The sequence below is a fragment of the Actinomadura montaniterrae genome, from assembly GCF_008923365.1.
GTDB classification, from domain to species: domain Bacteria; phylum Actinomycetota; class Actinomycetes; order Streptosporangiales; family Streptosporangiaceae; genus Spirillospora; species Spirillospora montaniterrae.
On the sequence record NZ_WBMR01000006.1, the window covers coordinates 66,534 to 88,698 of the forward strand.

Annotated in this window: 14 protein-coding genes; 9 read left to right on the forward strand and 5 right to left on the reverse strand. The window is 74.7% G+C overall.

Features of this window, described 5'->3' with window-relative positions; genetic code table 11:
- The first annotated feature begins 55 nt into the window (after positions 1 to 55).
- Positions 56 to 712 carry a GntR family transcriptional regulator gene (locus F9B16_RS04185; RefSeq protein ID WP_151538473.1) on the forward strand — a complete coding sequence of 219 codons (657 nt, stop codon included), beginning with the start codon at positions 56 to 58 and terminating at the stop codon, positions 710 to 712.
- A gap of 92 nt (positions 713 to 804) precedes the next feature.
- Here the strand turns inward: F9B16_RS04185 and F9B16_RS04190 are convergent, their stop codons facing one another.
- Positions 805 to 2,403 (reverse strand): GMC oxidoreductase, encoded by a 1,599-nt coding sequence (locus F9B16_RS04190; protein WP_151538474.1) that lies wholly within the window; start codon positions 2,401 to 2,403, stop codon positions 805 to 807.
- A 246-nt stretch (positions 2,404 to 2,649) separates the two neighbouring features.
- Here F9B16_RS04190 and F9B16_RS04195 point away from each other — a divergent pair, with 246 nt between their 5' ends.
- From F9B16_RS04195 to F9B16_RS04210, 4 genes are all read left to right on the forward strand, one after another.
- Entirely contained in the window at positions 2,650 to 3,294 is a 645-nt protein-coding gene (locus F9B16_RS04195) for a TetR/AcrR family transcriptional regulator (RefSeq protein ID WP_151538475.1), read from the forward strand.
- A 71-nt stretch (positions 3,295 to 3,365) separates the two neighbouring features.
- Positions 3,366 to 5,408, forward strand: coding sequence for a SpoIIE family protein phosphatase (locus F9B16_RS04200; protein WP_151538476.1), 2,043 nt, complete (start codon positions 3,366 to 3,368; stop codon positions 5,406 to 5,408).
- 142 nt (positions 5,409 to 5,550) lie between these two features.
- A complete protein-coding gene (locus F9B16_RS04205; RefSeq protein ID WP_151538477.1) occupies positions 5,551 to 7,020 on the forward strand; it encodes a DUF2201 family putative metallopeptidase in 1,470 nt (489 codons plus the stop codon).
- Positions 7,017 to 8,903 carry an ATP-binding protein gene (locus tag F9B16_RS04210; protein ID WP_151538478.1) on the forward strand — a complete coding sequence of 629 codons (1,887 nt, stop codon included), beginning with the start codon at positions 7,017 to 7,019 and terminating at the stop codon, positions 8,901 to 8,903. Before F9B16_RS04205 ends, F9B16_RS04210 begins: the two co-directional genes overlap by 4 nt.
- Positions 8,904 to 8,954: 51 nt before the next feature.
- Here F9B16_RS04210 and F9B16_RS04215 read toward each other — a convergent pair whose 3' ends face one another.
- Both F9B16_RS04215 and F9B16_RS04220 read right to left on the reverse strand, forming a co-directional pair.
- The gene (locus F9B16_RS04215; RefSeq protein WP_151538479.1) at positions 8,955 to 10,844 is read right to left on the reverse strand and encodes a hypothetical protein; all 1,890 of its coding nucleotides are present in this window, start codon (positions 10,842 to 10,844) and stop codon (positions 8,955 to 8,957) included.
- Positions 10,841 to 11,758, reverse strand: a complete 918-nt coding sequence (locus F9B16_RS04220; protein WP_225991342.1) for a leucine-rich repeat domain-containing protein — start codon at positions 11,756 to 11,758, stop codon at positions 10,841 to 10,843. Before F9B16_RS04220 ends, F9B16_RS04215 begins: the two co-directional genes overlap by 4 nt.
- 236 nt (positions 11,759 to 11,994) lie before the next feature.
- Between F9B16_RS04220 and F9B16_RS04225 the strand changes: the two genes are divergently transcribed.
- Positions 11,995 to 17,487 carry an ATP-binding protein gene (locus F9B16_RS04225; RefSeq protein WP_151538481.1) on the forward strand — a complete coding sequence of 1,831 codons (5,493 nt, stop codon included), beginning with the start codon at positions 11,995 to 11,997 and terminating at the stop codon, positions 17,485 to 17,487.
- Positions 17,488 to 17,638: 151 nt separating this feature from the next.
- The gene (locus F9B16_RS04230) at positions 17,639 to 18,037 is read left to right on the forward strand and encodes a hypothetical protein (protein WP_151538482.1); all 399 of its coding nucleotides are present in this window, start codon (positions 17,639 to 17,641) and stop codon (positions 18,035 to 18,037) included.
- A 34-nt stretch (positions 18,038 to 18,071) separates the two neighbouring features.
- On the opposite strand, the gene F9B16_RS04235 is transcribed toward F9B16_RS04230, so the two are convergent.
- A complete protein-coding gene (locus F9B16_RS04235) occupies positions 18,072 to 18,725 on the reverse strand; it encodes a class I SAM-dependent methyltransferase (protein ID WP_151538483.1) in 654 nt (217 codons plus the stop codon).
- A 226-nt stretch (positions 18,726 to 18,951) separates the two neighbouring features.
- On the opposite strand from F9B16_RS04235, the gene F9B16_RS04240 reads away from it, so the two are divergent.
- The gene (locus tag F9B16_RS04240; RefSeq protein ID WP_151538484.1) at positions 18,952 to 20,310 is read left to right on the forward strand and encodes a sensor histidine kinase; all 1,359 of its coding nucleotides are present in this window, start codon (positions 18,952 to 18,954) and stop codon (positions 20,308 to 20,310) included.
- Positions 20,311 to 20,340: 30 nt separating this feature from the next.
- On the opposite strand, the gene F9B16_RS04245 is transcribed toward F9B16_RS04240, so the two are convergent.
- Positions 20,341 to 20,694 carry a hypothetical protein gene (locus F9B16_RS04245; protein WP_151538485.1) on the reverse strand — a complete coding sequence of 118 codons (354 nt, stop codon included), beginning with the start codon at positions 20,692 to 20,694 and terminating at the stop codon, positions 20,341 to 20,343.
- A 225-nt stretch (positions 20,695 to 20,919) separates the two neighbouring features.
- On the opposite strand from F9B16_RS04245, the gene F9B16_RS04250 reads away from it, so the two are divergent.
- A complete protein-coding gene (locus F9B16_RS04250) occupies positions 20,920 to 22,161 on the forward strand; it encodes a PP2C family protein-serine/threonine phosphatase (RefSeq protein ID WP_225991340.1) in 1,242 nt (413 codons plus the stop codon).
- Positions 22,162 to 22,165 lie beyond the last annotated feature (4 nt).

Consider the following 22,165-nt stretch of genomic DNA (forward strand, 5'->3'; position numbering starts at 1 on the left):
TCCACGCGGCGCCGCGATGGTCGCGTGCCCGGTGAAGGCCCGCGAGTGAGGAAGCATGCCAGCGCACGAGCAGACCACGGACGCCCCCGGGGCGGGCCGCCCGGACGCCGCCGCCGCGATCCGCGAGGCGATCGTCCGGGGCGACTTCGCGCCCAACCAGCGCCTGGTCGAGTCGGACCTGTCGGACATGTTCGGCGTCGGGCGCAGCAGCGTTCGCGCCGCGCTGCTGGAGCTCACCACCGAGGGCCTCGTCGAGCGCGTGCAGAACCGCGGCGCCCGCGTCCGCGCCGTGACCGTGGCCGAGGCGATCGAGATCTCCGAGATCCGCATGGTGGTCGAGGGGCTGTGCGCCGCCAAGGCCGCCGAGCGCGTCACCGACGCCGAGATCGCCGAGCTGCGCGCGCTCGGCGACGCCATGCGCGCCGCCGTCGCGCGGGGGCACGTGCTGGAGTACTCCGAGCTGAACAAGGCGCTGCACTCGCGGATCGTCGAGATCAGCGGCCAGCGCACCGCCGCCGGGGTGCTGCGGCGGCTGCGGGCGCAGAACGTCCGGCACCAGTTCCAGCTGGCGCTCGTCCCGGGCCGGCCGAACGTGTCCGTCGCCGAGCACCTGGCGATCATCGACGAGATCTGCGCCCGCGCCCCCGACGCCGCGGAGCGGGCCGCCCGCCGCCACCTCCGCAGCGTCATCGACGCCCTCAAGGCGATCTGACACCGCCGGACCCGGACCGCCGGACCCGGACCGCCGGACCCGGACCGCCGGACCCGGACCGCCCGCCCCGGGCCGCCCGGCCTCCGCCGGCGTCAGAACACCGTGCCCACGTCCTCGGCGACGAGCTGGTCGGCGGCCCGCTCCGCCACCGCCGCGATCGTCATCGACGGGTTGCACGCGGCGGCGGTGCCGGGCAGCAGCGCGCCGTCCAGCACGTACAGGCCGCGGTGGCCCCGGACCCGCCCGGCGAGGTCGCAGACCGTCCCCATCGAGGCGCCGCCCAGCGGATGCCAGGTGGACGGGTAGACGGCGGTCGTGTCGGTGAGCACCGACCCCTGGCCGGCGATCTTGGTGGCGCGCTCGTTGATGCGCTTGTAGAGGGTGTCGTCGGCGCCCTTGGGCCACTGCAGGACGGCGTCGTCCTTCGCGGAGTCGTAGACGAACCGGCCCCGGCCCTTGCTCACCCCGTAGCCGACCATCATCGTGGACCGGATGTCGCCGCCGATCGGCGGCAGCGACGCCTGGATGATCGTGTTGGCCAGGGCCGGGTCGTCCCACTCGAAGCTGCCGTAGACGACCGGCCCGCCCTGCGGCGCGCCGAAGTCGTCGGCGAGGTCCGTCCAGAGGTAGATGCGGTCGCCGTTGGAGCCCCAGCCGGCGCCGAGGCCGTCGGGCATGTCCGGGATCTGGTCCTTCGCCGCCGCGCGCATCAGCAGCTTCGTGGTGCCCGCGGTGCCGGCCGCCATGACGAGCGCCCTCGTGGTGATGATCTTCTTCTCCAGCACGGTGCCGTCGGTGGCGATGCGGTCCACCGAGACCTGCCAGCGGCCGTCCGCGGCGAGCGCGACGTCGGTGACGTTGTGCTGCGTCGCGACGGTCACCCGCCCGGTGGCCTGGGCCGACGCGATGTAGGTGACGTCGACGGAGTGCTTGCCGCCGTTGTTCACCCCGAGCGCGCAGTCGCCGTTGGTGTAGGACGGCTTCATCTCGCCCTTCAGCTCCCGCAGCGCGTACGTCCAGTCGATCGGCATCGGGATCTTCGTGACGTCGTACCCGGCCTTCTCGACGTTCGCGGCGAAGACCCGCGCGGGCTTGTACGTCGAACTGTTGATCAGCTCGTCCGGCGCGGTCTCGATCCGCAGCGTCCGCGCGACGCGCGGGTAGTACACCGAGGCCATCCGCGCGTAGTCGAGCCGCTCGGGCAGGTTCGCGTTGAACACGCTCTCGCTGGGCTGGAGCGTCATGCCCTGGTAGACCAGCGACCCGCCGCCGACGCCCGCGGCGACGATCATGTCCATGCCGTCGCCGGGCACCTGCTCCAGGAGCCCGGTGTAGTGGTCGAACGGGTCCGCCGATATGCCGAAGATCGTCGGTGTGGAGCCCAGCCAGAACATCCGCTTGTCGGGGGACGCGGCGTGCGGGAAAGTTTCGGCGTTCGGGCCGGTAGGCCACCAGACGCCGCGCTCCAGGACGAGGCACTCCACGCCCGCCTGGGCGAACCGCAGGGCCGCGACGCCCCCGCCGAAGCCGGACCCGATGATGACGGCGCGCTCCTCCGAACGCGTGACCGGCACGCGGGCGGGCACGCGCGCGGGCGTGGCGGCCCGGGCCCGCGGCGCGGTGCCGGCGACGGCCAGCCCCGCGGCGGCCGCGGCGCCGGCGAGCAGGGATCGGCGGCTGATCTCGGACATGGCTCCTCCATGGGGGTGGGCTGCGCGCGCCCCGGCGCGGGCGGCTTCGCCCGCGGGCCGCCGTGACGTACGCTCACTCGCGGCCAGGGCGCCGGGCGGCGCGACGCACGCCTCGTCACGGCGCCGGGAGGGGGAGCGGTCACGCCATCCTTAGCGAAACGGCGGCGTTTCTTTAAGGTGGGCCCACTGTAGGGACACGGCGGCGCCGCGGTCACTCACCGAACTGAGCGATTCCCGGGAGGAAATGTGGGTTCGGAGACAAGACCCGCGGCCCGCAGGCGCAGCCGCATCTCGCCCGACCGCGCCGCCGAGCTGTACGCGCTCGTCCTCGACCGGCTCCGCGAGGTCGGCTACGACGCCCTGAGCGTGGAGGACGTCGCCGCGCGCGCCCGCATGAGCAAGGCCACCATCTACCGGCAGTGGGGCGGCAAGCCCGAACTCGTCATCGCGGCCCTGCGCTCCCTCGGCCCGCCGGAGGTCGACGCCGTCGACACCGGAAACCTGCGCGACGACCTGAAGGCGTACATCGAGCAGTACCACCAGATGGCCGCCCTCGACCGAGGCATGAACCGGGCGGTCGCCCACGCCATCCACCGCGACCCCCGGCTGATGGACGCCGTCCGGCAGGCCATCGTCGAACCCGGGCTCGCCGCGCTCGACACCGTCCTGTCCCGCGGCGTCGCCCGCGGCGAGGTCCCCGCCGGCTGCAAGGCCCTCCCGTACGTCAAGTACATGCTGCTGGGCACCCTCGGCGGCGAGGCCGTCCTCGACGAGGACGTCGACATCGCCTTCCTGCACGGCTACATCGACCACGTGATCGCGCCCGCCCTCGGCCTGCGCGCCCCAGGGGACCCCGACGGACCGCCCCCGGCGGGCCCGCACCGCTGGTGAGGACGGGGCCCGATGTATGTTGAGGTGAAGAGGAGCCGATAGCGACCTGGGCGGCGACTGGGGGAGACGCCATGGTCGATGACCGGCAGGACGGGGACGGCGGGCTCGCGCCCGAGGCGTTCGACGCCGCGCCCGTCACCATCGCCGTCATCCGCGGGCCGGAGCAGCGCCTTGCGTACACCAACCACGCCTTCCGCGCGACCTTCGGCGAGCGCCCGCTCGGCGAGCCCGTCCGGCACGCGTTCCGCGACCTCGTGCAGCGCGGCTACTTCGACCTCCTCGACCGCGTCCTCGCCGGCGGGGAGCCGGTCACCCTCACCGAGGCGCCGGTCAGCCTGTTCTTCCCCGACACCGGCTACGAGCAGCGCTTCTTCTCCTTCAGCCTGACCCGCGTGCCCGGGAACGAGCCCGCGGTGCTGTCGGTCGGCGTGGACGTCACCGGGCTGGTCGAGGCGGCCCGCCGCGACGGCGGCCCCGACGAGGAGCAGCGCCGCCTCCTGCGCAGGTTCCAGAGCCTCATCCGGGTGAGCGCCGAGATCGTCTGGGTGACGAACCCGGCGGGCGAGCCCGTCGAGCCGAGCCCCGGCTGGGAGCGGGTGACCGGCCAGGACTGGGAGGGCTTCCGCGGCAAGGGCTGGCAGCAGGCGCTGCACCCCGAGGACCGCGAGGACGCCGCGCGGTCCTGGGAGCGGGCGCTCGCGCTGGCCCGCCCCTGGCGGTACGTCTACCGGCTCCAGATGGCCGCCGGAGGCTACCGGCACTTCCGGGTGAACGCCGCGCCGGTCTACGAGAACGGCGTGGTGGTGGAGTGGGTGGGCACCTGCACCGACATCGAGCAGCAGTGGCGGCGCGAGCGCCGCAGGCGGCTGCTGGACCGCGCCGCCGCCGCGACCGCCGAGCGCACCGGCCTGCGGGAGATGCTCGGCGCGCTCGCGGACGTGCTCGTCCCGGCGCTCGCCGACGGCTGCGGCGTCCACCTGCTGCCCGACTTCGTCGACCGGCCGGACGGCGCGCCGCTGCTCACCGAGCGCGTCGCCACGGCCGCGCGGCCCGGCCTGCCCCGCCAGCCGCCGTTCGGCCGCGAGTGGTACCCGGCCGACAGCGGGTTCACCCGGACCGTGCAGCGCGGCCGCCCGCTGCACCACACCTTCCCGCCGGGCGAGCCGCCCGCCGACATGCTGCCCGAGGGCACGACCCAGTGGCTGGCCGCGTCGGTCGCCAACAGCGTCGTGGTGATGCCGGTGACCGTGGACGGGACCGTGGCGGCCGTGGTGACCGCCGCCGTCTGCGGGGAGCGCGAGCCGCTGGGCCGCGACGACGTCGACCTGATGCGGCAGATGTTCGACCACGCGCACGACGCGCTGAGCAGCGCGATCGAGTACCACCGCACCCAGCGGGTGGCGCTGGCGCTGCAGCACAGCCTGCTCGCCGAGCCGCCCGGGGTGCCCGGCCTGGAGATCGTCGCGCGGTACCGGGCCAGCCCCGCGACCGCCGAGGTGGGCGGCGACTGGTACGACTCGTTCGTGCTGCCGGACGGCGCCGCCGTGCTGGCCATCGGCGACGCCACCGGGCACGACCTCGCCGCCACGGTGGCGATGAGCCAGCTGCGGAACATCCTGCGGAGCCTGATCGTCGACCGGCAGGAGAGCCCCGGGCACATCCTGCGCCGGCTGAACATCGCGATGGAGACGCTGATCCCGGACGGCTCGGCCACCTGCGCCCTGGCCCGCGTCGCCGAGGACGGTACGGGCGGGCCGCGGCTCGACTACGCGGTGGCGGGGCATCCGCCGCCGGTGCTGGTCGGCGCGGACGGCACCGCCCGCCTGCTGGAGGACGCCGCCAACCCGCTCCTCGGCCTGGGGCTGCTGTTCGACGAGCCGTACCACAGCGCGCAGGCCGCCCTGCCGCCCGGCTGCACGCTCCTGCTCTACACCGACGGCCTGGTCGAGCAGCCCGGCGAGCACCTGGACAAGGGGCTGGAGCGGCTGTGCGAGCAGGCCGGGCGGTTCGCCCGCCGGCCCCTCGCGGCGTTCTGCGACGGGCTGCTCACGCACCTCCCGACCGCCGGCATCGACGACCTCGCCATGATCGCCCTGCGCGTCCCGCCCGCCTGACCGCGCTCCGCCGCAGCCTGACCGCGTTCCACCGACCTGACCGCGCTCCGCCGGCCTGACCGCGCTCGGGGCGGGCGCCCGGATCGCCGTGCGTGCCGGATCGATACCGCTCTGTCGTACCGGGTCGCTATCGTGCCTCGCGATGACAGGGGAACGATCATGGGGGAGCCGCCCGCCCGGCGGGCCCGGCCTCGCGGACCCGCGCCGCCTGCTCGCCGAGGAGCACGCCGATCCGGAGGCGGTCGAGGAGGCCCGGCGGCGCAAGGAGTCCGCGCTGCTGGACTTCGGGGTCGGCGAGAGCGCGGTGGCGTCGTGGCTGTACGCCAAGTGCCACCACCACGTCCCGACCACCGCGATCGCCACGGCCGCCGTCATGGCGACCGGCGACGGCGCCTGCGCCCTGCTCTACAACCCGTCCTTCTTCCTCGACCTGGACCCGGACGGCGTCAAGTTCGTGCTCTTCCACGAGGCGCGGCACCTCATGCACCGGCACCTCCACGTGGAGGAGGAGCTGCGCACCGATCCGGTGTTCGCGCTGGCCGCCGAGGTGGCCATCAACCACGTCGCCCTGCGCCGGCTGAACCGGACGTCCCTCCCCACGGTCCCGGTACGGCCGCCGGACGGCGGCGAGCCCGTCAAGGGGCTCCGGGAACCGGTCGGCATCGACCCGGACCAGGTCTACCGGCGGTACCGCGACGACCTGGAGCGGCAGGGCCTGGCCCCGCTGCCGTACGACGAGTTCATCCGCACCGACCTCACGGTCTACGGCGAGCTGCGCCGCATGAAGTCCCTGCTCGACAAGCCCGTCACCGCGTACTGCGTGCACCTGCGCGCGGGGCCGGCGGGCGACGGCTCCGGCGGCGTCCCGCTCGATCCGGAGACCGTGGAGCGGCTGGGCGGCGAGGTGCTCGGCGAGGTGATGCGGGCCGCGCTGCGGGGCGCGCCGCGGGCCCGGTCGGAGCTGCTCGACCTGGCCGGCCGCACGCTCGACGGCGGGGAGCGGCTGGAGCGGATGTGGGGCCTGCTCGGCCTGGACAAGCTGCGCGGCGCCACGCCGAGGACCCGCCGGGTCGACTGGTGGCAGCGGTGGCTCACCGACGTGCTCGCCTCGAAGCTCGACGAGAGCGAGCGGCTGGTCTACCCGAAGAAGCACGGGGCGGTGCTGCTGGCGCTCGGCCACGACCCGATGCTGGCGCGGCGCGGACCCGAGCGGAAGAAGGTCGTGCTCATCGCGTTCGACACGTCCGGGTCGATGCCCGACTCGGTGGTGGAGTGGCTGACGACGCTGGTCGGGCGGACCGACGGCGTCGAGAGCCACTGGCTCGCGTTCGACGGCGTCGTGACCCCGTTCGTGCCCGGCGAACGGGTCCGCGGGGGCGGCGGCACCGACTTCCAGAACGTCGTCGACTACGCCGAGGGGCGCCTCGAGATCGACGGGAAGGCGCTCGATGCGGAACCCGACGCGATCATCATGGTGACCGACGGGTACGCGCCGCCCGTCACGCCCGCCGACCCCGGCCGGTGGATCTGGCTGATCACCGACGGCGGCGACGACTGGCCGGACCGGCACCACCCCCCGATGGCGTGCCACCGCGTCGCGCCCGGACGATGACCGAGGAGAGGGAACCGACCGTGCCCGTCGCGCAGACCCCCGGAGCGCACCGGAGATGGAAGCCCACCGCGACCTACCCCGACCCGCCCGGCGACGGCCCCGCCGCGGGGCTGGAGACGTTCATCGACGCGATGATCGAGACGGGCCAGACCGGGCAGATCTTCGGCGAGCACGGCATCGGCAAGACCTCGACGTTCGTGTCGTACGTCCCGGAGCGGTTCCCCGGCACCGCACTGGTGGTCCTGCCCGCCGCCAACCTCGCCCCGGACGACCTGCTGGTGAACGCGCCGGTGCGGGACGAGCGGGCCGGTGAGCTGGTCCTGCGCCAGCTCATCATGCGGCAGCTCGTCCCGGGCGGGCGGTTCGTCCTGCTCATCGACGACTCGCTGCAGGCGGGGAGCACGGTCCAGTCGCAGCTCATGCAGATCGCCTGCAACTGGACGCTCGGCGAGCACGACCTGCGCGCGCTCGGCTGCGTCGGGGTGTTCCTCACCGACAACGAGTCGCTCGCCGAGACGAGCGTCCGCCGGTCCGACCCGGCGATCCTCGACCGGATGGTGACGATCCGGCTGACCGCGAACGACACCGCGTGGCGGCGGGCGCTCGCCGAGCGGTTCCCCGACTGGGACCTGCGCGGCGTCTTCCGGCGGTGGGCCGCGCTCGGCCCGCACCTGCGGCGGCTGCTCTCGCCGCGCACGCTGCAGCACGTCCTCGACTGCGCCCGCGCCGGGTTCCCGCTGGCCTGGGGGCTGCCGCTGCAGAACGGCCGGCGGCTGGCGCTGGCGGAGGAGGGCAAGGACGGCGCGCCGGGACGCGACCGCACCGAGGAGATCCTCGCCGGCATCGCGGCGGACGTCGGCGCCGCGAACCCGGCGACCGTCGCCGACCCCGTCCGCCGGATCCTGCGCGCCGCGATGGCGCACCGCTGGGCCGTCCTGCTGCAGGGCCCGCCCGGCTGCGGCAAGACGGAGATCACCAAGCAGATCGCCCGGGAGGAGACGGGCCGCGACCCCGTCTACTTCTCCCTGCCGGTGACCAGCGTCGAGGACCTGTGCGTGCCGGTGCCGACGCCGGACGGGGCGCTGGAGGCGATGCTCGCCCGCTCGCTGCTCGGCCCGGAGCCGAAGGTGCTGGTGTGGGACGAGTACAACCGGCCGAAGGACAAGGCGGCGTTCGCCCGGCTGATGGAGATCACCCAGGAGTGGACGCTCGCCGGGCGGCCGATCCCGAACCTGCGGGCGCAGGTGGCGCTGCAGAACCCGCCCTACCACCTCGGCCGCAAGATGCTGGTCGCCGCGAACAACGTGGCGCAGGCCAGCCGTTTCACGATCAGCTACGAGGTGCGCCCCGAGGACATCCCGGCCAACGAGTGGCTGATCTCGACGTACGGCGCGACGGCCGAGACCGTCCTGGAGTGGTGGAAGAACGACATCGACGACGAGGGCCGGGACTGGGTCACCAAGCGCACCCTGGAGCGGCTGATCAAGCTGCACGAGGTCGGGATGCCGCTGCGGCCGGCCCTGATGTACCTGGGCGACGGCGAGTACGCGCCGGTGCCGCTGTCGGCGCTGGAGGCGCGGCTCGCCGACCGGCCGCTCATCGGGCTCGCCGAGATCGCCGCGAACCTCGCCGGGTGGGAGGCGCGGCTGGCGGCCGCGGCGGAGGAGTCCGAGGAGGGCACCAACGACACCGACCTGGTCCACCAGGTGTTCTCCAACGCGGAGGTGTCCCAGCTGGAGCGGCATCTCGACGTGGTGGCGCGGCTGCTGCCGCACCTGCCGCCGAAGCTCCGCGCCACCTACCTGGTGGGGCAGACCCCGGAGCGGCAGGGGTTCTGGATGAGCGCCCTCGCCCGGATGGCCGAGCTGTCCACGGCCGGCTGACCGGGCGGCCATCCGGGCGGCCGCCCGGGCGGGGCGCCGGACGGCGCGCGCCTAGGCGGGCACGGCCTCCTCCTCCTCTTCCTCCTCGTCGTCCCAGTCCTCGTCTTCCTCGTCGTCGTAGTCGTCCTCCCAGTCCTCGGGGAGGTCCTCCTCGTCGAACGGGCGGATCATCGGGACGGACACGGTCGACTGCTCGTGGCCGACGGTCCAGGTGTTGCGGAAGAAGTCGAACTTGAGGTGGTAGCAGTCGCCGTCCTCCGCGAACAGGATCGGCGGGACGAGGACGTGCACGGCCTCCAGGGTGGCGGCGGTGGCGACGTAGCTGTCGGCCGAGGGCATGGGAGGGCCGCCGAAACAGGAGGCGAAGGCCACCGGCGTCAGCGCCTCCTTCCCGAGCACGTGGATCCGGTCGCCCTCGACGACGAACAGGTCCGGGTCGAGGAGGACGTCCTCGCCGAGCAGCAGGATCGGCGCGGGCCCGATGTCGGCCCTCGCGCTCTCCTGCGCCCGCGCGTAGTGCTCGATGATCTCGGCGTTGCGCGAGGTGTCGAAGGTGGCGCCGAGGTCGCCGGCGCAGAGCGGGCAGGCGCAGTCGGGCAGGTCGTCGGTCTCGGGCTCCTCCGGCTCGGGGAACAGCGCGGACTTGTCGAACGGCACGACCGGCGACTCGCCGCGCTCCCCGCGCCCGCGGGCGAGGAGGCCCGGGATCCAGTCCGTGCCGTCGGCCTCGATGACCTCCGTCTCGCACAGGGTGCGGTACGCGGAGTCGCCGACCTTGCAGTTGAAGTAGTCCAGGAGCGTGATCGCGGCGCACTCGGCCGGGGAGAGCCCGTCCTTGGGGAACCAGTAGTCGTAGCCGTTCGCGACGTACTCGACGCCGCGGAACCGCTTGCGGACGAACGGCTCGGGCCCGGACGCTGAGGGGGACAGGCCGTTCCAGTGCGCGGCGGCGACCCGGTTGTAGTAGTCGTCGGCGTGCCGGGCGAGCTCGGGGGCGAAGACGCTCTCGCCCGTCCAGTAGGTGGCCTTGCCGAACAGCGCGCCGATCTCCGGGTCGTGGTCGAGGCCCGCGCCGCTGAAGATCAGCTCGGTGCGCAGGAAGACCTTCCGGCCGTCGCGGTAGGGCCGGCCCTCGTGCTCGTACCGCTGGTCGAAGATCACGCAGGTGAACGGCTCGATCGCGGTGAGCGCGCCGCTGCCCGCGAGGTCGAGGGCCGGGTCGCCCTCGCCGCCGGTGAGGTACAGCAGGACGGTGTAGCGGGAGACGTGGTTCCGCGCGGCGTCGTAGTACGGCGTGTCGAGATGGGAGTGGAAGTTCGCGTCGCCGGGCTCGAAGCGGTTGCCGCGGAAGACGGGGTTCACGTGCGCGAAGCCGTCGAGCGCCGCGTCCGGCAGCGCGTCGCGGACGGCGGCGCCCAGCGCGCCGGCGAGCAGGGCCGAGTGGAAGACGAAGCGGTCGCCGCCGCGCGACGAGGCGTTGAGCGGGGGGACGTAGAGGTCCAGCGCGTCGAGGCCTTCGAGGGCGGACCGGGCGGCGGCGGGGAGCCGGAGCGAGAACGCGTGGGCGCCTTCGGCGAACTCCTCGCGGCCGGTGAGCTCCAGGTCGAGCGGGACGTCCGCGAAGAGGCGGTCGAGCGGGAGGATGTTCTCGAACGTCCGGTACGACAGCTCGCGGGGGTCGGCGAAGACGGCGGCGAGGTCGGGCATGGCCGCGACGGGCCGGGCGAACAGGTCGCGCACCCCGGCGTCGAGGCGTTCGGCGTCGACGAAGCGGACCTGCTTGAACCGGGCCGTCGGGTGCCAGCAGACCGCGAGCCCGTCGACGGTCGCGGCGGGATCGGCGCCGGTCGCGTCGACCTCCGCGCGGTAGGCGTCGATCTCCTCGGCGGGGGCGCGGCCGGCCGACAGGGCGAAGAACCGGTCGCGGAGTTCGAGGCTCATGCGTTCCTCCAGAGGACGCGCAGGGCGGGCGGGAGCTGGGGGGCGCGTGCGAGTGCGGCCGCGCCGTCGTCGCCGACGTCGTCGCGGTGCAGGGACAGCCGGGTGAGGGAGCCGATGAAGGGCGCCGCGAGCAGGGCCCGCGCCCCCTCCGCGTCGATGTCGTTGTAGCGCAGGTCGAGCTCGGTCAGGTTCTCGAACCGGTGCAGGGCGCGCACGCCCTTCTCGCTGATCAGGTTCTTCTGGAGGCGGACGCGGCGCACGCACCGGAAGGCGGGGGAGTCCGCGAGCGCCGCCAGGCCGTCGTCCCCGATGCGGCAGTACCGCAGGTCGAGCGACTCCAGCCGGCCGCCGGCCCCGGCGGTCCGGACGTCGGCGGCGCCGGCGTGCAGGTACGCCGAGACGGCGACGGCCCTGGCCCCGAGCGCGCCGATGCGCAGGTACGCCAGGTCGAGTTCGGTGAGCCGGGCGAGGTCGAGGGTCGCGAGCGCGCCGGTGTCGATGGAGTCGGACGGGTCGTCGGTCTCCTCCTCCCGGTAGTCGTCGTCCTGGCCGCTCGCCGGCCGGATCCGCAGCCCGGTGACGAACGGTTCCCGCAGGGCCCGCCCGATCAGCGCGGGCGCGCCGTCGGACCACTGGACGGCGACCTTCGCCGGGAACCCGTACCGGCGCGCGAGGACGGTCACGCCCTCCGGAAGGGAGGCGTCCCAGCTCCGCCGGTGCCGCCGCGTGAGGTTGACGATCGTGCGCTGCACGGCGTCGCGGTCGGCGGCCCGCAGGTGCGGGCGGCGCATCTCCAGGCGGATGATCCGGCCGCGGGCGTCGCCCTGCTCCTGGAGCCGGTCGCTGTAGGCGGCCCACAGGGCGAGGTCGCCGGGTTCCTCGCGGAGCCGCTGCTCGAGGTCCGCCGTCTTCATCACGTCGGGCCGCCGCGCCGCGGCCGGCCGGCCGCTGAAGTGATCATGCCGCCCCACCCTAGGGGAGCCCGCCGACACTCGGCGGCGGTCCGGGTTTTTGCAGGTTTCCCACAACTCGGGCCGCGCAGCCTGCGATGTCAGCGACATGGAGCTACCGGCGGGTAACCGGAAGGGTGGGCACAGCCGAGAGCCGTCGTTCCCGGCGGACATCGTGGTCTACAGGAGGGCTCGGTCGGGTGTTCAGTCGTGTCGCCATCGTCAATCGTGGTGAGGCCGCCATGCGGCTCATCCACGCCGTACGGGACATCGCCGCGGAGACCGGGACACGGATCGAGACCGTCGCCCTGTACACCGACGTCGACCGGACCGCCACCTTCGTGCGCGAGGCGGACCTGTCCTACGACCTCGGCCCCGCGTCCGCCCGCCCCTACCTCGACCTGAAGGCGCTCGAATGCGCGCTGGTCGAGACCGGCGCCGACGCCGCCTGGGTCGGCTGGGGCTTCGTCGCCGAGGACCCGGCGTTCGCCGAGGTGTGCGAGAGGGCCGGCGTCACGTTCGTCGGGCCGAGCCCGGACGCGATGCGCCGGCTCGGCGACAAGATCGGCGCGAAGCTGATCGCCGAGGAGGTCGGGGTCCCGGTCGCGCCGTGGAGCCGCGGCGCCGTCGAGACCCTCGACGCCGCCCGCGCCGCGGCGGCCGAGATCGGCTACCCGCTGATGCTGAAGGCGACCGCCGGCGGCGGCGGGCGCGGCATCCGCGTGATCACCAGCGAGGCCGAGCTCGACGACGCCTACGAGCGCACCAGCCAGGAGGCCGCGCGCGCGTTCGGCAGCGGCGTCGTCTTCCTGGAGCGCCTCGTCACCGGCGCCCGGCACGTCGAGGTCCAGGTGATCGCCGACGGCGAGACCGCGTGGGCGCTCGGCGTGCGCGACTGCTCGGTGCAGCGCCGCAACCAGAAGATCATCGAGGAGTCGGCGTCGCCGGTGCTGCCGCCCGCGCGGGCCGCCGAGCTGAAGGCGTCCGCCGAGCGGCTCGCGGTCGCGGTCGGCTACCGCGGCGCCGCGACCGTCGAGTTCCTCTACCACCCCGGCGAGGACCTGCTCGCGTTCCTGGAGGTCAACACCCGCCTCCAGGTCGAGCACCCGATCACCGAGTCCACCACCGGGTTCGACCTGGTCAAGGCGCAGCTGCACGTGGCGTCCGGCGGGCGGCTGGAGGGCGCGCCGCCGGTGGAGCGCGGGCACGCCGTCGAGGCGCGGCTGAACGCCGAGGACCCCGACCGCGACTTCGCGCCGTCCCCGGGCCGCATCGCCCGGCTGGACCTGCCCGCCGGGCCCGGCGTCCGGGTGGACACCGGCGTCGCCGAGGGCGACACCATCCCCGCCGACTTCGACTCGATGATCGCCAAGATCATCGCCTACGGCCGGGACCGCGAGGAGGCGCTCGGCCGGCTGCGCCGGGCGATGGCGCAGACCACCGTGATCATCGAGGGCGGCGCGACCAACAAGAGCTTCGTGCTCGACCTGCTCGACCGGCCCGAGGTGGTCTCCGGCAGCGCCGACACCGGCTGGATCGACCGCGTCCGCGCCGAGGGCGACCTCGTCTCGCACCGGCACTCCGCCGTCGCGCTGGCGGCCGCCGCCATCGAGGCCTACGAGGCGGAGGAGGCCGCCGAGCGGCACCGGCTGCTGTCCACGGCGTCCGGCGGGCGCCCGCAGGTCCGGCACGAGAGCGGCCGGCCCCTCGACCTCAAGCTGCGCGGCGCCGGCTACCGGGTGCGCGTCGCGCGGATCGGCGCGCAGCGGTTCCGCGTCGGCGTCGAGGCCGGCGACGGCGTCCGCACCGCCACCGTCGAGCTCGACCGCTTCGACCGGCACACCGGCCAGATCGTCGTCAACGGCGCCCGGTACCGCCTCGTCACCGGCACGCACGGGCCGATCCACCTGGTCGAGGTGGACGGCGTCACGCACCGGGTCAGCCGGGACGAGGGCGGCGTCGTCCGCTCGCCCGCGCCCGCGCTGGTGGTCGCGACGCCGCTGGAGGTCGGCGCCGAGGTCGAGGCGGGCGCGCCGGTGCTGGTGCTGGAGAGCATGAAGATGGAGACGGTGCTGCGCGCGCCGTTCCGGGCGCGGCTGAAGGAGTGCGTCGTCTCCGTCGGCGGCCAGGTGGAGACCGGCGCGCCGCTGCTGCGGCTGGAGCCGCTCTCCGACGGCACCGAGGACGAGGACGCCGCGGCCTCCGCCACCGTCGAGCTCGACCTGCCCGCCGAGCCCGCCGAGGTCCCGGCCCGCGAGCGCGCCGCCCGCGGCCTGGAGGAGCTGCGCAGCCTGCTGCTGGGCTTCGACGCCGACCCGCACGACGACCGCCGGGCGCTCGACGGCTACCTCGCCGCGCGCGGGGCCGCCGCCGCGGACGGCCACCGGACCGTCGAGGAGGAGCTCGCGCTCGTCGACGTGTTCGCCGACCTCGCCGAGCTGACCCGCGACACCCCGGCGCCCGGCGCCGACGGCGACGGGAGCGGCACCGGCCACGTCCACAGCGCCCGCGAGTACTTCCACACCTACCTGCAGAGCCTCGACGTCGAGCGGGCCGGACTGCCGGAGGAGTACCGGGCCAGGCTCGCCAAGGCGCTCGCCCACTACGGCGTCACCGACCTGGAGCGCTCACCGGAGCTCGAGGCCGCGGTGTTCCGGATCTTCCTGGCCCAGCAGCGCGCCGCCACCGACGCCGCGGTCGTCACCGCGCTGCTGCGCGCGTGGCTGCAGGAGCCGCCGCCGGACGAGGTGCTGCGCGAGCCCGTCGGCCTCGCGCTGGAGCGCCTCGTCGCCGCGACGCAGATGCGCTTCCCGGTCGTCTACGACCTCGCGTGCGGCGTGGTGTTCGCCTGGTTCGCGCAGCCGCTGCTGCGCCGCAACCGCGCCCGCGTCTACGCCGCCGTCCGCCGGCACCTGCGCCACCTGGACGCGAACCCCGACGCCCCGGACCGCGCCGAGCGCATCGCCGAGATGGTGCGCAGCACCGAGCCGCTGGTGCGGCTGCTCGGGCAGCGGCTCGTCCGCCACGACCGCGACAACTCGGTCATGCTGGAGGTGCTGACCCGCCGCTACTACGGCAACAAGGGCCTCACCGGCGTCCGCACCGTGCATACTCCGGGCCACGACGGCGGCGCGGCCTGCGCGTTCGTGGTCGCCGAGCGCGCCGGGTCGTGCGTGGCGTCCGCCGCGGTCCGGTTCGAGGAGCTCGGCGGCGCGCTGCGCGGGCTCGCCGAGCTGGGCGACGGCGCCGACGCCATCGACGCCGACATCTACCTGGCCTGGGAGAACCAGCCCGAGGACTTCGACGCCATGGCGGCCGCGCTGCAGGAGGTCATCGCCGCGCACCCGCTGCCGCCGCGGGTCCGCCGGCTCACCGCCACCGTCGCGGGCAGCGCCGGCGCGGTCATGCACCACCACTTCACGTTCCGCCCGTCCGCCACCGGGATGGCGGAGGAGCGGCTGATCCGCGGCCTGCACCCCTACATCGCGCAGCGGATGCAGCTGGAGCGGCTGAACAGGTTCGACCTCACCCGGCTGCCGTCGGCGGACGAGGAGGTCTACCTGTTCCAGTGCGTCGCGCGGGAGAACCCGTCCGACGACCGGCTCGTCGCGTTCGCGCAGGTCCGCGACCTCACCGAGCTGCGCGACAACGAGGGTCGGCTCGCGACGCTGCCGATGGCGGAGTACTCCATCGCGACCTGCGTCGACTCGATCCGCCGCGCCCGGTCGCGGCGGCCGTCGAAGAACCGGTTCGACACCAACCGGATCGTGCTGTACGTCTGGCCGCCGATCGACCTCACCCGCGCGGAGCTGGAGATGATCGTCGGCCGGGTGCTGCCGACGACCGCGGGCGCCGGGCTGGAGGAGATCCTGCTCATCGGCCGGCAGCGGGACCGGAGCACCGGCGAGCTGACCAAGATCGCGGTGCGGCTGGCGTTCGACGCCGCGGGCGGCGTCGAGCTGACCGTCGGCGAGCCGTCCGACGACCCGATCGAGCCCGTCGACGGCTACCGGCAGAAGGTGCTGCGCGCGAGCGCCCGCAACACCGTCTACCCGTACGAGCTGACCGCGATGCTCGGCGACTTCACCGAGCACGACCTCGACGACGCGAACGCCCTCGTGCCGGTCGACCGGCCGAAGGGACGCAACACCGCCGCGATGGTCGCGGGCGTCGTCACCACGCCGACCGCCCGGCACCCCGAGGGCGTCACCCGCGTCGTCCTGCTCGGCGACCCGACGAAGGCGCTCGGCGCGCTGTCGGAGCCGGAGTGCCGCCGCGTGATCGCCGCCCTGGACCTGGCCGAGCGGATGCGGGTGCCGCTGGAGTGGTACGCGCTGTCCGCCGGCGCCCGGATCTCGATGGAGTCCGGCACCGAGAACATGGACTGGGTGGCCGCCGCGCTCAAGCGGATCGTCGAGTTCACCCAGGACGGCGGCGAGATCAACATCGTGGTCGCGGGCATCAACGTCGGCGCCCAGCCGTACTGGAACGCCGAGGCGACGATGCTGATGCACACCAAGGGCGTCCTCGTGATGACCCCGGACTCGGCGATGGTGCTGACCGGCAAGCAGTCGCTCGACTTCTCCGGCGGCGTGTCCGCCGAGGACAACTTCGGCATCGGCGGCTACGACCGGGTGATGGGCCCGAACGGGCAGGCGCAGTACTGGGCGCCGAACCTGACCGCCGCGCGGGACGTCCTCATGGCGCACTACGACCACACCTACGTCGCGCCCGGGGAGCGGGCGCCGCGCCGCGTCCCGACGGCCGACCCGGTGGACCGCGACGTCTCCGGCTTCCCGCACGTCGTGGAGGGCAGCGACTTCGCCACCGTCGGCGAGATCTTCTCCGCCGCCGCCAACCCGGACCGCAAGAAGCCGTTCGACATCCGCACCGTGATGCGGGCGCTGTCCGACCAGGACCACCCGGTGCTGGAGCGCTGGGCGGGCATGGCCGACGCGGACACCGCGGTCGTCCAGGACGTGCACCTCGGCGGCATCCCGGTGTGCCTGCTCGGCATCGAGTCGCGGGCGGTGCCGCGGCGCGGCTTCCCGCCCACCGACGGCCCGGACTCCTACACCGCGGGCACGCTGTTCCCGCGGTCGTCGAAGAAGGCCGCGCGGGCGATCAACGCCGCGAGCGGCAACCGGCCGCTGGTGGTGCTGGCGAACCTGTCGGGCTTCGACGGCTCGCCGGAGTCGATGCGCAAGCTCCAGCTGGAGTACGGCGCGGAGATCGGCCGGGCGATCGTCAACTTCCGCGGCCCGATCGTGTTCTGCGTGATCTCGCGGTACCACGGCGGCGCGTTCGTGGTGTTCTCCAAGGCGCTCAACCCGAACATGACGGTGTTCGCGCTGGAGGGCTCGTTCGCCTCGGTGCTCGGCGGCGCCCCCGCCGCCGCGGTGGTGTTCGCCCGCGACGTCGACGCCCGCACGGCCGCCGACCCGCGCGTCCGGGAGCTGGAGGCCCGCGTCGCGGCCGCCACCGGCCCCGGCCGCGCCACGGTGACCGCGGAGCTCGACGAGCTGCGGTCGTCGGTCCGCGCCGAGAAGCTCGGCGAGGTCGCGGCGGAGTTCGACCGCGTGCACGACATCCGGCGCGCTGTCGAGGTCGGCTCCGTCGACGCCGTCATCGGCGCCGCGGAGCTGCGGCCCCGGATCATCGAGGCGATCGAGTCCGGGCTCGCCCGCGGCTGAGGCGGGCCCGGCGGGGACGCCCCGCCGAGGCTTGCTCCCTGGTCAGCGGGGTACCAGCTGGAATGTGCCCGGCGCGCGTGCCGGAGGGCGGAAGCCCGCGGTGCGCGCGCGGGCACGGCCTGGACGGACGCCGGCTACGGGGGAGCGCGCAATGGGCAAGGGTTCCGGCAGGAAGGACGCCGAGGCGGACGTGGCGCGCCGCGTCAAGCGCGTCGGCACCGGCGCGAGCGACGAGCGCGGAACGCTCGGCAACGGCACGCGGACCGGCGGCGCCCGCAAGGACGTCGAGCGGCGCGTCAAGCACATGGGGACCGGCGGGCGCGAGGACGCCGGCGACGTGGCGCCGGACACGGGCCCGCGCATCAAGGACGCCCAGGCGGACGTGCGGCGCCGCGTCAAGCAGGTCGGGACGGGCTCGACCGCGGACGCCGGGACGCTCCGGACGGGCGCGGCGCCCGGCACCGACGGGGCCCGCAAGGACGTCGAGCGGCGCGTCCGCCGGATCGGGACCGGCGCGTCCGGCACCGCCGGCGAGGCTGTGAAGGCCTAGCACCCCGCTCAGGCCCGCTGTTCGGGCCCGCCGCTCAGGCCCGCCGGATCGCGGCGAGCCAGGCGGCGACGCCCTCCCCGCCGAAGTTCGTCACCAGCCGCTCCGGGGTGATCGACTCGACCTCCCAGCCGTGCGTCCGGTCGAAGGACCGCCGGAGCTCGTCCCGGGTGACGCGCCGCGGACCCCAGTCGCCGGGCTCGGCGTCGCTGAAGCAGAGCAGGAAGAGGCGGCCGCCGGACGCGGTCACGGCGGCGAGGCTCTCGACGTACTCGCCGCGCTCGCCGTCGTCGAAGGTGTGGAACAGGCCGCAGTCGAGGACCGTCTCGAACGTGCGGCCGAGGCGGGCGAGCTGGAACGCGTCGGCGAGCGCGAACTCCGCGTCGAGGCCGCGGTCCCGCGCCTTCTCGCGGGCCATTGCCAGCGCCGTCCCGGCGACGTCGACCCCGAGGACCCGCGCTCCCGCCGCGGCGATCCGGAGCGCGTTCTCGCCGGTGCCGCAGCCCGCGTCGAGGACCGGGCCGGTGAAGGCGCCCTCGTCGGCGAGGCGCTCCACCGCGGGTTGCGGCCGGCCCGCGTCCCACGGCGCCGGCTCCTCGCCCTGGTAGGACTCGTCCCATTGCAGCCCGGTCATCCGCTCGTGGCTGGTCGCCCGGCGCCCGCCGTACCCGTCGCCCGTCCGCTCGGACATTCCGCGCCTCCCTGCACCGATGCCGGCACGCCTTCCCCGCATCGTCGCACGCGCACCCCGCGGATCCGCCGCGAACGGGGAGGGCCCGCCCCGGAACCGGCCGGGTTTCCCGGTTCCTGCCGGAGGCGTTACGCCGCCTTTGCGGCGTGCCGACCAAGGGCCGCGCGACGGTGCCGCCTAATAGGGGAAGGGGAAGGGCAGGCGGCGACCGGGGGGTGACGGCAGGGTGCGTCCGCGTCTCGCGCCGTCCTCGATCCGGGCGCGCTTCACCCTGGCCATGACGGGCGTCTCGCTGCTGGTCTTCGCGGTCATCGGCGTCGGCGTGGACACCGCCGTCCACACCCGCATCGAGCGGGACGCCTTCCGGGACACCCAGCGGGCCGCCACCGAGTGGATCGGCTCGATGCGCTCGCCGACCCCGCCGCAGCCGATCACCAGCGCGCGCGTCCCCTACCTGCAGCTCGTCGACGCCAACGGCAGCGTGGTGTCGGCCAGCCGGGCGGCGAGCGGGCTGCCCGCGCTGAGCACGCTGCGGCCGCCCGACGACGACCGGATCCAGAGCGTCGTCCAGTGCGCGAACGGGCGGTGCCTGATGCTCACCGCCAGCCGGGTCTCCCCGCAGGAGGCGGCCCAGCTGTGGGGCGGGCAGACCCACATCGTGTACGCGGCGATGCCGCGGCCCGTGCTGCTCGCCACCCACCGGCTGGAAGCCCTCGTCGCCGTCTGCGTGCTGGTGGCCGCCCTGCTCACGGCCTGGGTCACCTGGTCGCTGGTCGGCCGCACGCTGCGTCCCGTCGAGGCGATGCGGGCGCAGATCGCCGAGATCGCCATCAGCGACCTCAGCCTGCGCGTGCCGCAGCCGTCCGGCGACGACGAGATCGCCCGGCTGGCGCGCACCGCCAACCAGACCCTCGCCCGGCTCCAGGACGCGATGGAGCGCCAGCGCCGGTTCGGCTCGATGGTCTCCCACGAGCTGCGCCGCCCGCTCACGGGCCTGCGGACGCAGCTGGAGGAGGTGCTGCTGTTCCCCGAGGCCGACGCGCGCCGCGGCGTCCGGGACGCGCTCGCCACCGCCGAGCGGCTCCAGGCGATCATCGAGGAGATGCTGATGCTCGCCCGGATCAGCACCGGGCCCCGGGCGGTGGAGCCGGTCGGGCTGGCCGCCCTCGCGCGCGAGGAGGCCGCCAGGCGCGGCGGCGGGCCGCCCGTGCAGGTCAGCGCGGACGAGGAGCTCACCGTCACCGGCAACCGGGTGCAGCTCGCCGGGGTGCTGGCCAACCTGCTGGTCAACGCCCAGCGCCACACCCGCACCGGCGTGCGGGTCACGGTGCGGCGCGCGGACGGCGACGCGACGGTCGCCGTCCAGGACGACGGCGACGGGATCGCGCCGGGCGACCGGGAACGGATCTTCGAGCCCTTCACCCGGCTGACCGAGGGCCGCCGCCGCGAGCCCGGCGGCAGCGGCCTCGGCCTCGCGATCTGCCGCGCCGTCGCCGAGACCCACAACGGCACCCTGTACGTCGAGGACTCCCCGCGCGGGGCGCGGTTCGTCCTGCGCCTCCCGCTGGCGGCGCCGCACGGCTGACCGCGGCGGGCGGGCGGCGCCCGGCGGGCGTCATCGGCAGTGGAAGCCGAAGAGCTCGCGGACGTACGCGCCGGACGGGTCGTTGGGCAGGTCGGGGTCCGGCCTGCAGGTGACCGTCACGGGCTTCGCCTTCTCCGGGACGAAGCCGTGGATGGTGAAGGTGCCGTGGATGTCGCCGGAGGCGCGGGCGCCGGCCTTCTCGGGCCGGCAGCCGCGCACCCCGCGCGCGAGCCCGCTGGTGGACAGGACCAGCTTCGAGCAGCTGAAGTCGGCGGCGGGCCGGCCCGGCCGCTCGGCGGCGGACGCGGCGGTCGCGGCGGTGACCGGCCCGGCCGCCACGGCGGCCAGCGAGGCGGCCGTGAGGATGCGCAGGCAGGAGAGCATGGAAGACGTCCTTACTGCCGGGGCCGGCGGGTCCGGGCCGCGCCGGCCTGACCTTGAGACTTCTCGTTCATGCCGTCAGCCGGGCGCCCTACCCCGCTTCCGGCGGCTCTCACCCTTTTCGGCGGGAACTTAAGAACTATGTGAAACGCCCTTATCGGACGGCGGTCCGGCGGGTTGGGGCTCGCGGTGCGGGGAATGTCGGCGCAGGTGGGGGAGGGAGAGCCGGTGAGCGTGGCGGCGGGGGTCGACCACGCGGCGCTGTTCGCCGCGATGCCCAGCCCGTCGCTGGTGACGGGCCCCGACCTGGTGATCGCGGACGTCAACCGGGCCTTCGAGGACGCCACCGGCCGGACCCGCGAGGACCTCGTCGGACTCCACGTGTTCGAGGCGTTCCCCGACGCGGCGGACGCCGAGGGGACGCGGAACCTGGAGGCCTCGCTGAACCGGGCGCTGGCCACGGGCGAGCCCGACACGATGCCGCTGCAGAGGCACCGCATCCAGGGACCAGGGGGCGCCGAGGAGCGCTGGTGGGCGCTGGTGAACGTCCCGGTGCCCGGCGCGGACGGGCGGATCGCGTGGATCGTCCACCAGGTCGAGGACGTCACCCCGTACGTGACGTCCGGCCGGGAGGCCGCGCGCGGCGAGCGTCCCGGCGTCTGGAGGGGCGCGCATCTGGAGACGGCGCAGACGCTGGAGGCCAAGCTGTACGCGCGGGCGCGCGAGCTGCAGCGGCTGAACGCGGAGCTGCGCCGGGCGCACGCGCGCGAGCGGCAGGTCGCGCTGACGCTGCAGAGGGCCATGCTGACGACGCCCGACCTGGACGTGCGCGGCGAGGTGGCGGTCCGGTACCTGCCCGCCACCCGGGGGCTGAGCGTCGGCGGCGACTGGTACGACGTCGTGGACCTGCCGCCCGACCGGTTCGCGCTGGCGGTCGGCGACGTGGTCGGGCACGGGCTGGAGGCGGCCGCGGCGATGGGGATGCTCCGCAGCGCGCTGAGCGCGGCGATGCGCGCGGTCGAGCGTCCCGCGCCGGCGCTGGAGGTCCTCGGCCTGTACGCGGGGTCGCTGGAGGCGGCGCTGAACACCACGGTCGTCGAGGTGGTCGTCGACACCCGGAACCGGATGGTGACCTACAGCAGCGCGGGGCATCCGCCGCCGGTGCTCGCGCACGCCGACGGCCGCCACGACCTGCTCGACCTGGCGACGGATCCGCCGCTCGGCGTGCAGCCGGTGCCGCGCCCGCAGGCCAACGCCTCCTACGAGCCCGGCGACACGCTGGTCCTGTACACCGACGGGCTCATCGAACGCCACGACGAGGACATCGACGCGGGTCTCGACCGGCTCACGGGCGCGCTCGCCGACGCCGCCCGGTACGAGGCCGCGGAGCTGGCCGACGTCGTGCTGGCCCGGCTCGGCGTCGAGGGCGGCGGCCCCGACGACATCGCCCTCGTCATCGCCCGGCTCTGACCCT